General features: G+C 63.0%; 11 protein-coding genes. 1 reads left to right on the top strand and 10 read right to left on the bottom strand.

Annotation, left to right across the window (positions count from 1 at the left end; all coding sequences use genetic code 11):
• The coding region (locus ACHFFA_RS12125; RefSeq protein ID WP_394271089.1) for an ATPase at positions 1–2155 on the top strand (2155 nt) is incomplete at its 5' end.
• 3 nt (positions 2156–2158) lie between these two features.
• On the opposite strand, the gene ACHFFA_RS12120 is transcribed toward ACHFFA_RS12125, so the two are convergent.
• The 10 genes from ACHFFA_RS12120 to ACHFFA_RS12075 form a co-directional block, all read right to left on the bottom strand.
• Positions 2159–2431 carry a DUF1467 family protein gene (locus ACHFFA_RS12120; protein WP_394271090.1) on the bottom strand — a complete coding sequence of 91 codons (273 nt, stop codon included), beginning with the start codon at positions 2429–2431 and terminating at the stop codon, positions 2159–2161.
• 24 nt (positions 2432–2455) lie between these two features.
• Positions 2456–4105: a ribonuclease J gene (locus tag ACHFFA_RS12115; protein WP_394271088.1), complete on the bottom strand. Its 1650-nt coding sequence runs from the start codon at positions 4103–4105 to the stop codon at positions 2456–2458.
• Positions 4102–4899 (bottom strand): type III pantothenate kinase, encoded by a 798-nt coding sequence (locus tag ACHFFA_RS12110; protein WP_394271087.1) that lies wholly within the window; start codon positions 4897–4899, stop codon positions 4102–4104. Before ACHFFA_RS12110 ends, ACHFFA_RS12115 begins: the two co-directional genes overlap by 4 nt.
• A 2-nt stretch (positions 4900–4901) precedes the next feature.
• A complete protein-coding gene (locus ACHFFA_RS12105) occupies positions 4902–5624 on the bottom strand; it encodes a biotin--[acetyl-CoA-carboxylase] ligase (RefSeq protein ID WP_394271086.1) in 723 nt (240 codons plus the stop codon).
• Positions 5621–7087, bottom strand: a complete 1467-nt coding sequence (gene nuoN, locus ACHFFA_RS12100; protein WP_394271085.1) for an NADH-quinone oxidoreductase subunit NuoN — start codon at positions 7085–7087, stop codon at positions 5621–5623. The genes ACHFFA_RS12105 and nuoN overlap by 4 nt, the downstream gene beginning before the upstream one ends.
• A complete protein-coding gene (locus tag ACHFFA_RS12095; RefSeq protein ID WP_394271084.1) occupies positions 7087–8634 on the bottom strand; it encodes an NADH-quinone oxidoreductase subunit M in 1548 nt (515 codons plus the stop codon). The genes nuoN and ACHFFA_RS12095 overlap by 1 nt, the downstream gene beginning before the upstream one ends.
• On the bottom strand, positions 8634–10688 hold the full coding sequence (gene nuoL / locus ACHFFA_RS12090) for an NADH-quinone oxidoreductase subunit L (protein WP_394271083.1): 2055 nt from the start codon (positions 10686–10688) through the stop codon (positions 8634–8636). Before nuoL ends, ACHFFA_RS12095 begins: the two co-directional genes overlap by 1 nt.
• A gap of 7 nt (positions 10689–10695) precedes the next feature.
• Entirely contained in the window at positions 10696–11001 is a 306-nt protein-coding gene (gene nuoK / locus ACHFFA_RS12085) for an NADH-quinone oxidoreductase subunit NuoK (protein WP_394271082.1), read from the bottom strand.
• On the bottom strand, positions 10998–11618 hold the full coding sequence (locus tag ACHFFA_RS12080) for an NADH-quinone oxidoreductase subunit J (protein WP_394271081.1): 621 nt from the start codon (positions 11616–11618) through the stop codon (positions 10998–11000). Before ACHFFA_RS12080 ends, nuoK begins: the two co-directional genes overlap by 4 nt.
• A gap of 27 nt (positions 11619–11645) precedes the next feature.
• The coding region (locus ACHFFA_RS12075; protein ID WP_394271080.1) for a 4Fe-4S binding protein at positions 11646–11832 on the bottom strand (187 nt) is incomplete at its 5' end.

Here is an 11832-nt window from a genome sequence, read left to right as displayed (position 1 = left end):
AGCCGCCCGGTTTGCGGGCATCGCGCGATCATTGGGGCAGGAGTCGGCCCAGCTCGAGAGCCGTTTGATTACCGTCAATCGCGAGCTCAGCCTCGCCCGCGAATTTCTTGCCACGCAATCGCGTGAACTCAACTACTTCGGTCGCGCCGCCGCCGAAGGCATAACCCGCCATGCCGAGAAGCTCGAGACGCTGCTGCACGACAACGGGCAAAAATTCGAAGCGATTGGCAATGTCAGCGTCACCGCGCTCGCCAATATGGAACAGCTGCGCGACCAGCTTCCCGTGATCGCCAATTCATCGCGCGATGTGTCGAACCAGATCGGCAATGCAGGGCGAACCGCGCAGGATCATCTCGGCGCCCTCATCGATGGCTTCGAACGTCTCAACGAATTCGGCGCCGCCAGCGAACGTCAGGTGCAGTCCCTGCGCGCGCGGATCGACGAGGCGCTGGACGCCTTCGCGCTCCATGCCGGGCATCTCGATATCGCTACCGAACAAAGGTTCGCCGGGCTGCGGGATGAGGTCGAGGCATTCCGCGCGCGCGTGGACGATGCGGAGGCTGCCCATCTTGAGGCGATGCGCGCGAGGTCGGTCGCGATGCTGGACCAGATCGACCATGCGGAAACCCAGATGCGCGACCGGGGGGAAGCGGCGCTAACCCTGCTCAGGAGCCGCCTGAGCAACCTTGCAACCGACATCGACGGCATCGAAACGCAGCTCGGCGATCAGGCCAGCCATGCAAGCGGCGCCTGGGCCCGCCATCTGGCCGACGTGGAGCAACGTCATGCAGAATTGAGCGACGAGATCGCCCGCCGCAATGCGGCTCTTGCCGGCGCACAATCGACTGCGATCCATGATCTTGGCCATCGTCTGGCGGAAATCGATCAGGCACTCGACCTGCGGCAGCAACGCAGCCGTTCCGAACTGGAAGCCCTTGCTCACGAAAGCGAAGCCGTGGCAGAGCGAATCGCGGCAGCGGGGGCGACCTTTGCTCAGGTATCCGAAAATGCACGTGACGCGCAGCTTTCCCTGACCACGGCGGCCGAGAGCCTCGCCGGAACCCTCAACGACAGCCGCGAGGCGCTCGACGGGACCGACATGGCGGTCGCCGCGCTGACCGATGCGAGCGTCCGCTTGCTCGACCTGTTGCGAGCGAGTGCGCATCAGAGCCAGAGCGATCTGCCCGCGGCCATCGCTGCCTCGGAAGATCGTCTCAGCGCCCTTGCAACCCAGTCGGCCGGGGTCCGGCACCTCCTCGATCAGGCGCGCGACGCCGGCGATGCGCTTCTTCGCAGCATCGAGGCGGCCGAAACGCGCGCTCGCGACGCAATGAGCGATGTCGAGCGATTCCAGAATGGCTTTGGAGAGACCGCACAGGCCCAGATCGACGGGATAGAACGGCTGCGACTGAGCGTGGCGGCCTTGGGCGAGGAGAACCGCGCCGTTGCCGATGTGGCTCAAGGCAGCTTGCGCGACGCCGTCGCAATGCTCGAAAATGCGACGCGCGAAGCCTTTGCTACGCTCAGTGAAGGGCAAGACATGCATGTTCGCGCGATCGTCGGGCGCATTGGCGAAGAAAGCGCCGCCGCCATCGAACGCGCTGTTGCCGACCACCTGGAAAACGCCGTCGCCTCACTGGACAATGCCGGCCAGCGTTCCTCCGAAGCGGGTGCAGCCGCCGCCGCGCAGCTTCGGGAACAGCTGGCGAAGGTGGCGGAACTGACGGACAATCTCGAAACTCGGGTGGCGCGAGCGCGGTCGGAGGCGCAGGAGCGGGTCGACAACGATTTCTCCCGCCGCGCAGCCCTGATCACCGAAAGCCTGAATTCCGGTGCGATTGATGTGGCCAAAGCGCTGTCCACCGACGTTGCCGATACGGCCTGGGCCAGTTACCTGCGCGGCGATCGCGGCATCTTCACCCGCCGCGCGGTTCGTCTGATCGAGAACAGCGAAGCGCGGGAGATTGCCGCGATCTACAATAATGACGCCGATTTCCGCGAACACGTAAATCGCTACATCCATGACTTCGAATCGATGCTGCGCACGCTGCTGTCGACACGGGATGGCAACGCACTGAGCGTCACGATGCTGTCGAGCGATATGGGCAAGCTTTACGTCATTCTGGCGCAGGCATTGGAACGGCTGCGGCAATAAGGATCAGGCTGCGTCAGGCCCCCACAGGATGAGGTCGTCGGCGGTGATCCAGCCGTAAGCATAGTTCAGGACGTAGAGGGCCGTCAGGACCGCCGACAGGATTGTCGCCCGCCTGGCAATCAATCCCGGACGGAAATTCGCCGGTGCGCTATCGGCCTGGCCGGGAATCTTGGCGATGCCCGCCTCGTCATGCGTCCGCACGCCGAAAGGCAGCAGGACAAAAGCGCAGATCACCCAGAACAGCGCATAGATCGCGACGATCGACGTCCAGTCCATCGGCAGGTTCATGGCAGAGGTGCTCTATTCGCCGTGCAGCAGGACGCGGACCTGCGGCCGCTTGCCCGACCAGCGTTGTGCGGCCCTGCGGGCGGCAAGCCGGGCGGCTTCCTTGATCGCTGCCGGTGCGCGGCGGTCCGCACCCCGGAGCGCAGACACCGACTTGCGAATATCGACCCGGGCTTCAGCCACAAAGTCGGCATAATCCTCGTCCAGCGGCAGGCCGACAGAATCGATCGTCACGGTTTCATCGCCGTGAAGGACAACGATCACCACTCCATCGCGCATGATCCGGCGCCGCATCGTCATCGCCTCGCCATCGGCGGGCACGATCAGGTCGCCGTCAAGCACGAGGCGGCCAGCGCGGACGCGACCGATCACACCCGGGGCGCCGGGGGCAAGCCGGACGATATCGCCGTTCTTCTGCACGACGGCGTGGGGAATTCCGTTGGCGAGCCCCAGCCTCGCCTGTTCGTGCATGTGGCGCATTTCGCCATGAACCGGGATCAGGATATCCGGTTGCAGCCAATCGTAGAGGGCTTCCAGTTCAGGCCGCCCAGGGTGGCCTGATACGTGGATCATGCTCTGCCGGTCGGACACCATCACGATCCCGCGCTCTGCCAGGCGGTTCTGAACCGCGCCGATTGCCAGTTCGTTGCCCGGGATCTGGCGGCTCGAAAATAGGATCACATCGCCCCGGGCGAGCTCGATTGGATGATTGCCTTCCGCTATCCGCGCCAAAGCCGCACGCGGCTCGCCTTGTCCGCCGGTAGCGATCACCAGCACCTCGCCGCGGGGCAGAGCCATCGCGGTGTCGAAGTCGACCGGCTCGGGGAAGTCAGCCAGATAGCCGTTCTTCTGTGCCACCTCGATGATCCGGTCGAGCGAACGGCCCGCCACGCACAGCTGCCGCCCGGTTTCCCGCGCAACCTCTCCCAAGGTCTGCAACCGGGCCACGTTGCTGGCGAAAGTCGTTACCACCACCCGCCTGCCCTCGTGGCGTCCGACCTCGTCGAGCAAGCCGCGGTAGACCGCGCCCTCGGATCCGCTGGGTGCCGGGTTGAAGACATTGGTGCTGTCGCAGACCAGTGCTAGCACGCCTTCGGCGCCGATCTCGCGCAATTCCTGCTCCGTCGTCGGCTGCCCGACGATAGGATCCTCGTCGAGCTTCCAGTCGCCGGTGTGGAACACCCGCCCATGAGGCGTGTCGATCAGCAGCGCGTTGCCTTCGGCGATCGAATGCGCAAGCGGCACGTAAGTGATCGTGAACGGACCCACGGTGAATTGGCCATGGTCCTCCTCGATCGTAATCAATTCGACCGCATCCTGCAGCCCCGCTTCGGCAAGCTTGCGCCGCACGAGGTCCATCGTGAACGGGGTCGCATAGATCGGCACGTCAAGATCGGCGGCGAAATAGGGGATCGCCCCGATATGATCCTCGTGCGCATGGGTCAGCACGATGGCATCAAGCTGATCCGCACGCTCTTCGATGAACTGGAGATCGGCGAACACCAGATCCACCCCCGGATACACCTCTCCTGAAAAGGTCATGCCGAGATCGACCATCACCCACCGGCCCCGGCACCCATAGAGGTTGACGTTCATCCCGATCTCGCCCGAACCGCCGAGCGCCAGAAACAGCAGTTCGTCTTCTGGCGAGTGATCGTTTTTCATTGCATCGAATCTCCGGCGAGGATGGCGAGACCCTCGAGGGTCAGGTCGCTGTCGGTCGCATCAAACATGGTAGTATGTTCGTCGAACAGGATCGCCAGGCCGCCGGTGGCCACGACCTTGGCAGAACGGCCGATTTCCCGGCGCATCCGTTCTATCAGTCCTTCGATCATCGCGACATAGCCCCAGAAGATACCGATCTGCATCTGATCTTCGGTGTTGCGACCGATCACGCTGCGGGTCTCAGGCTTGCGGATCGCAATACGCGGCAGTTTGGCCGTATTGCCCACCAGCGCGTCGAGCGACAATGTGATGCCAGGCGCGATGATCCCGCCCTTGTAGGTTCCGGCGAAGTCGACCGCGTCGAATGTCGTCGCGGTGCCGAAATCGACAACGATCAGATCGCCCTCATACTTGCGATGCGCGGCGATCGCGTTGAGGGCACGGTCGGCACCGAGGGAGCGAGGCTCGTCCACGTCGATCGCCAGCGGCCACTGCGCCGCACCCTCACCCGCGATCATCGGCTCGACCGAGAAATATTTTTGGGCCAGCACGGTCAGATTGTGAATCGCGCGCGGGACCACCGAACCGACGATGATGCAAGTGATCGCGCCGCGTTCGAACCCCTCGATAGCCAGCAGTTGCAGCAGCCAGACGGCGTATTCGTCGCCCGTCCGACGCGGGTCGGTGGCGATGCGCCAGCGCGCGCGAATTTCCGGCACCGAGCCCGAACCGCCCATCTCTTCGAAGAGTGCGAAGACGACATTGGTATTCCCGACATCGACAGCCAAGAGCATCGTCAGCTTCCCCTGTAATCCAGCATCACGTCACCCGCGTGGATGATCCGCCGTTCGCCGTCTGCGCGGGCAAGCGTGAGATTGCCCTCTGCCGTCAGCCCGGCGAATTGGCCGCGTACCGGTTCTTCTCCGGGCGGCGCAACCGCAAGTTCGGTTCCGATCGGGTGCGCCACGCTCGACCAGCGCCGGATGACAAGTTCGAGGCCATAGGTGCGCCAGCGGACAAGTTCCTCGGCCATGCAGGCAGCAAGATTGTGCGCGAACAGGTCCCGGTCAGGTGCGGGGCCGAACCGGGCAAGCGCAATCGTCTGTCGATCGGGCAGTTCGGGCGCGCGCGCGAGGTTGACGCCAATGCCGACGACCACGACGCCGATGGCCTGCTCGAGCAGGATGCCGGACAGCTTCGCGCCCTTCAGCACCAGGTCGTTGGGCCATTTCAGCAGCAGCGACGCATCAGGTGGCACCAGGGTGCTGACGGCCTCGTAAACGGCAAGACCGGTGACCAGGGACAGGGTGGCCGCCGGGGGATCGCCGGCGACGGGTCGTACGATCGTAGAACCCATGAAATTGCCGCGCCCGTCGAACCACTCGCGGCCCCGGCGACCGCGGCCCGCGGTCTGCCGATCGGCGACCAGCCAATGTCCTTCGCGCAGGTCATCACCGGCCGCGATGCGCGCAAGCAGGTCTGCGTTCGTCGACCCGGTCTCGGCAACCGTCTCGATCAAGCGATGCCGAACAGGGAAAGCCCGGCTGCGTCCGAGACGTATTGCAGCCATGGCGTGAAGAAGTAGCCCAGCGGTGAGACTGCCAGTACGCTGAAGAACAGGACCAACCAGTGTCCCGCAGGGGCGCGGTAGTCGGTACGGCCTTCCGGCGTATCGAAGAACATCACCTTGATGAACTTGATGTAGTAGAAGGCCCCGATCACACTGGCTGCAATACCGATCGCGGCCAGCGCCACCATATCGGCCTGGACCGCTGCCTGGAAAACGACGAACTTCGCCCAGAAGCCCAGTAGCGGCGGTATCCCGGCAAGGCTGAACATCAGGATAAGCAAGGACCATGCAAGAGCCGGGCTGCGAACGGCAAGGCCCCTGATGTCGTCGAAGCTTGTCAGTCGCTCGCCTTCTGGATCGCGCAGGATCAGCAAGGCAGCAAAGCTGCCCAGCGTCATGAAGATGTAGATGAACAGATAGACCAGGACCGAACTCGCGCCCTGCGAGGTCGCTGCCGCCAGTCCGATCAGCACGAAGCCGACGTTGTTGATCGACGAATAGGCCAGCAGGCGCTTGAGGTTCTGCTGTCCGATCGCGCCTAGCGCCCCGACCACGATCGAAGCCAATGCGGCAAAGATCACGATCTGCCGCCAGCTGTCCGCCTGATCGCCGAACGGTTCGAAGGCGATACGCACCAGCAAAGCCATCGCGGCTACCTTGGGTGCGCTGGCAAAGAACGCGGTTACCGGGGTAGGCGACCCTTCGTAGACGTCCGGGGTCCACATGTGGAACGGCACGGCGGCGATCTTGAACGCAGCGCCTGCGAGGATAAAGACAATCCCGAACAGGGCCCCGGTGCTCAGACCCGTACCGTCGAACGCCTCGCGGATGCCGGCATAGCTCGTGCTGCCCGCAAAGCCGTAGACTAGGCTGATCCCGTAAAGGAGGATGCCCGAAGACAGGCTCCCGAGAACGAAATATTTGAGCCCTGCCTCAGCCGAACGCGTATCGGACCGCGAGAAGCTGGCAAGGACATAAGAGGCGAGGCTCGACATCTCGAGCCCGATATACAGGGTCATGAAGTTGGTCGCGCCGACCATCATTCCCATGCCCACTGCATTCAGCAGGATCAGCGCCGGGTATTCGCCGCGGTACTCGCCATGACGAGCGAAATAGCTCGGCGTCATGATAAGGCATGCGATGGTTGCCACGTAGATGAGGATCTTGGCGAGGGCGGCAAAGGTATCGACGATGATCAGGCCGCCAAAAGCAACGCCTTCACGTCCGCCAAGCGAGGCGTCGAGGAGGGTCGCGGTGAATATCGTCGCCCCGACCAGCGCGGCGACCGCGACGATCGTCAGCAGGCGGGCGACGCCCCTCGAACCCCACGCCGTCGCCAGCAAGACCACAAACGCGGTGAGCGACAAGCCGATCTCGGCGCCCGTCAAATATAGTGAAGCTGCAAAGTCCATCAGTGCGCCCCCTCCGGCGCATGGCCGGCGGCCGAGACATCGTTCGCCGCCCGGCCCCGCGGGGTGCCGATGGCGAGTTCGGAATCATATTGGGGCGAGACGGGCGCCAGTCGCGCTTCGAGAATGGCGATATCGCTCCTCATCGGGGCAAGGAAGCTTTCCGGATAGACGCCCATCCACAGGACCGCGGCGGCGATGGGGGCCAGCATGGCCCATTCGCGGACATTGAGATCGTGCATGCGCGCTGCATCAGGGTTGCGCTGCTCGCCGAAGGCCACCCTCCGATAAAGGTAAAGCATGTAGGCAGCGCCCAGAATGATGCCCGTTGTGCCGACGAGGGCGACGAAGCTCGACACGCGGTATACGCCCGCAAGCGCGAGGAATTCGCCGACGAAATTGCTCGTCCCCGGCAAGCCGATCGATGCCATCGTGAACAGTAGAAAGAACAGCGCATATTGGGGCATGTTGATCGACAGGCCCCCATATCGGGCGATCTCGCGCGTGTGGAGCCGGTCGTAGATGACCCCGACGCACAGGAACAGCGCGCCCGACACGAGGCCATGACCGAGCATCAGCATCATCGCCCCCTCAAGGCCCTGAGCGTTGAAGGCGAACAGACCGATCGTGACGATCGCCATGTGCGCGACCGAGGAATAGGCGATCAGTTTCTTCATATCGCTCTGCACCAGCGCCACGAGCGAGGTGTAGACCACCGCGATCATCGAAAGCGCGAAGATCAGCCAGGCGAGGTCGGCGCTGGCCTCCGGGAACATCGGCAGGCTGAAGCGGATGAAGCCGTAACCGCCCAGCTTGAGCAGGACGCCAGCGAGGATGACCGAGCCCGCCGTCGGCGCCTGGACGTGCGCATCGGGAAGCCAGGTATGGACCGGCCACATCGGCATCTTCACGGCAAAGCTGGCAAAGAACGCGAGCCACAGCCAGGTCTGGGAGGCGGGCGGGAAGTCGTAAGCCATCAAGGCCGGAATGTCGCTCGTCCCCGCCTCGTTCACCATCCACAACATCGCGATGAGCATCACGACCGAGCCGAGCAGGGTATAGAGGAAGAATTTATAGCTCGCGTATATCCGGTTGTCCCCGCCCCATACACCGATGATCAGGTACATCGGGATCAGCCCGGCCTCGAAGAAGATGTAGAACAGGAACAGGTCCTGGGCGGCGAAAACGCCGATCATCAGCACTTCCATCATGAGGAAGGCGGCCATGTATTCGCCCACACGCTCGCGAATGCTGTCCCAGCTGGCCAGGATGCAGATCGGCATCAGGAACACGCTCAGCATGATCAGCATGAGCGCGATGCCGTCGATGCCCAGGGCATAGTCGAAACCGGCGAAAACGCTCGCCCGTTCGGTGAACTGCCACTGGGCGCCGCCGATATCGAAATTGGCCCACAAGAGGATGCCGAGTGCAAGATCGATCAGCGTCGCGCCGAGCGCGATCATGCGCGCGGTGCCCGCCGGAACAAACAGGCAGGCGATCGCGGCCACCAGCGGCACGGCAAGCATGAGCGAGAGAATGGGAAACTCCATCACAGCAGCACCCAGGTCACTGCTGCAACAAGGCCGATAAGCATGACCAGCGCATAGCTGTAGAGATATCCGGTCTGGAAGCGTCGCGCCCCCAGAGCACCCTTCTGCACCGCCCAGGCGATCCCGTTGGGTCCGAACCGGTCGATCGTACCGACATCACCGAACTTCCAGAAGACTTTCCCAAGCCATGTCGCCGGGACGACGAACAGGTAATGATACAGCTCGTCGAAATACCACTTGTTGAAGAAGAACCGGTAAACGGGACCAAGTTGCTCCGCCGCCTTGGCCGGGATCGACGTGTCCTTGATATAGGCCAGCCATGCGAACAGCAGGCCCAGGACCATCACGATGAACGCTGCATACTTCACCAGATGGGGCACCGCGTGCATCGCATGCATCAGCGGCTCGTTATAGAAGATCGACCCGTTCCAGAACGCTTCGCTGTCGAGGAAGGCTGATGCGAACAGCTGTCCCGCCGCCACCGCGCCAATCGACAAGAGGATTAGCGGCACCAGCATCGTCAGCGGACTCTCATGCGGCTGGTAGCCCCCTGTCCCGCCATCATGCGCCGGCGCAGGCACAGCGTGCCGGCGATCATCGCCTGCGTCTTCCTGCGCCGGCGGATTGTGCTCGTCCGCGGCATGATGATCGTGGTGGAGAGCGTGCTGGATATGTTCGCTTTCGGCCCAGCGCGGCTTGCCCCAGAAAGTCAGGAACATCAGGCGCCAGCTGTAGAAGCTGGTGAGCAGGGCTGCGAAGACCCCCATCCAGAACGCGAACCGGGCCATTTCCGTCCCGCGGGCATAAGCGACTTCCAGGATCGCATCCTTCGACCAGAAGCCTGCAAAGCCGAGGTGAAGGTCGTAGATGCCCACCCCGGTGATCGCCAGGGTTCCCATCAACATCGCGAAGAAGGTCAGTGGGATCTTGCGCCGGAGCCCGCCATAATAGCGCATGTCCTGCTCGTGATGCATCGCATGAATGACCGAACCTGCGCCAAGAAACAGCAGCGCTTTGAAGAACGCGTGGGTAAAGAGGTGGAACATTGCCGCCCCATACGCGCCGACCCCGGCTGCGAAGAACATGTAGCCGAGCTGCGAACAGGTCGAATAGGCGATGACGCGCTTGATATCCCACTGCGTCGTGCCGACCGTCGCCGCAAAGATGCAGGTCGCAGCGCCAATGAAGGTGACGAACGCAAGGGCGGTGGGCGCGGCCTCGAACATGGGCGAAAGGCGGCAGACCATGAAGACACCCGCGGTGACCATCGTCGCGGCATGGATCAGCGCCGAGACCGGGGTCGGACCCTCCATCGCATCGGGCAGCCAGGTATGCAGGCCGAGCTGTGCCGACTTGCCCATCGCCCCGATGAACAAAAGGATGCACAGCACGTCCATCGTGTTGAGGCGCATACCGAGAAAGCCGATGCTCGCCCCGCTCATGCCCGGAGCTGCGGCGAGGATCTCGGGGATCGAGACTGTCCCGAACACCCAGAACGTGCCGAAAATGCCGAGCATGAAGCCAAGATCGCCCACGCGATTGACGACGAACGCCTTGATGGCGGCGGCATTGGCGCTAGGTTTCCTGAACCAGAACCCGATCAGCAGGTAGCTGGCGAGCCCCACTCCTTCCCAGCCGAAGAACATCTGCACCAAATTGTCGGCCGTCACCAGCATCAGCATCGCGAAGGTGAACAGCGAGAGATAGGCGAAGAACCGCGGCTGATCGGGATCCTCTTCCATGTATCCCCAGCTGTACAGGTGGACGAGCGCGGAGACACTGGTGATGACCACCAGCATTACCGCGGTCAGCGTGTCCACTCGCAGTGCCCAGTCGAACGTCAGATCGCCCGACTGCACCCAGCGCAGAACCGGTTCGACCGTGGCGGGCACATTGCCGCCGAGATGCTCGAGAAAGATCGGCCAGCTCAGGAGACAAGAGACGAACAGGGCCCCGGTCGTCACGCTCTTGGCGACGACGCTCGGCACCGCCTTGTTGAGGAAGCCTGCAAGGATGGCCGCCAACAGCGGCAGGAAGACGATGATCTTGATCACGCTGCGCCTACCCTCTCAGCCTGTCAGCGTCATCGACCGCGATCGTGCCCCGCCCGCGGAAATAGATGACGAGGATCGCAAGCCCGATGGCCGCTTCGCCGGCAGCGACGGTCAGCACGAACATGGCGAACACCTGGCCGACCAGATCTCCGAGAAACGCGCTGAACGCGACGAGATTGATGTTCACCGATAGCAGAATCAGTTCGATCGCCATCAGGATGACGATGATGTTCTTGCGGTTGAGAAAGATGCCGAGCACCCCAAGCACGAACAGAATCGCGCTGACGACGACGTAATGCTCGATGCCGATCACAGTTCGACCCCCTCGCCCACCGCCGGGTTCCTCATGACCGTCGCCTCGGCCGGCGAGCGGCGGACCTGGCGATCGATGTTCTGATGGCCGCGTACGGTCTTGGGTGCCCTATGGGTCAATACAATCGCGCCGACCATCGCGATCAGCAGGACGACGCCGGCCGCCTCGAACAGGAAGAGGTACTGGCTGAACATGACCGCACCGATCGCCGCCGTATTGCTTGCAGACACCGCCGGTGCCGCATCGACACCCGGCGTGCCGAGCACGATCTCGCCCGCGCGATAGGCGCCGATACCAAGCACCAGTTCGGCCAGCAGCACCAAGGCGATGGCGACGCCGAGCGGAAAGTTGCGAATGAAGCCCGCGCGCAGTTCGGCAATGTCGATATCGAGCATCATGACGACGAACAGGAACAGCACCGCGACGGCACCGACATAGACGATCACCAGCAGCATCGCGATGAATTCCGCCCCCACGAGGACCATCAGCCCCGCCGCGTTGAAGAAGGCGAGGATCAGCCACAGCACCGAATGCACGGGATTGCGGGCCGTGATCACCATCACGGCGGATGCAATCACGAACACCGCAAATAGGTAGAAGGCGATAGTCTGGATCATGAGGCCCCGGATTCGATTGGGCGGCGGTTAGCGGTAGGGTGCGTCGGCTTCAAGGTTCGCCGCAATCGCACGCTCCCACTTGTCACCATTCGCGAGTAGCTTGCTCTTGTCGTAGAGCAATTCCTCGCGGGTTTCGGTCGAGTATTCGAAATTCGGCCCCTCGACGATCGCATCCACAGGGCATGCCTCCTGGCAGAAGCCGCAGTAGATACCC

Source organism: Qipengyuania sp. (assembly GCF_043423005.1).
Lineage (GTDB): Bacteria > Pseudomonadota > Alphaproteobacteria > Sphingomonadales > Sphingomonadaceae > Qipengyuania.
Note: the sequence above shows the minus strand (reverse complement) of the source record. Positions and strands in the feature narration are given on the sequence as shown.

What these genes read in the sequence shown, in the direction of transcription:
- ACHFFA_RS12120 (WP_394271090.1), bottom strand. Translation starts at nt 2,431, where the DNA reads ATGGACTGGACGTCGATCGTCGCGATCTATGCGCTGTTCTGGGTGATC.
- ACHFFA_RS12115 (WP_394271088.1), bottom strand. Translation starts at nt 4,105, where the DNA reads ATGAAAAACGATCACTCGCCAGAAGACGAACTGCTGTTTCTGGCGCTC.
- ACHFFA_RS12110 (WP_394271087.1), bottom strand. Translation starts at nt 4,899, where the DNA reads ATGCTCTTGGCTGTCGATGTCGGGAATACCAATGTCGTCTTCGCACTC.
- nuoN (WP_394271085.1), bottom strand. Translation starts at nt 7,087, where the DNA reads ATGGACTTTGCAGCTTCACTATATTTGACGGGCGCCGAGATCGGCTTG.
- ACHFFA_RS12095 (WP_394271084.1), bottom strand. Translation starts at nt 8,634, where the DNA reads ATGGAGTTTCCCATTCTCTCGCTCATGCTTGCCGTGCCGCTGGTGGCC.
- ACHFFA_RS12080 (WP_394271081.1), bottom strand. Translation starts at nt 11,618, where the DNA reads ATGATCCAGACTATCGCCTTCTACCTATTTGCGGTGTTCGTGATTGCA.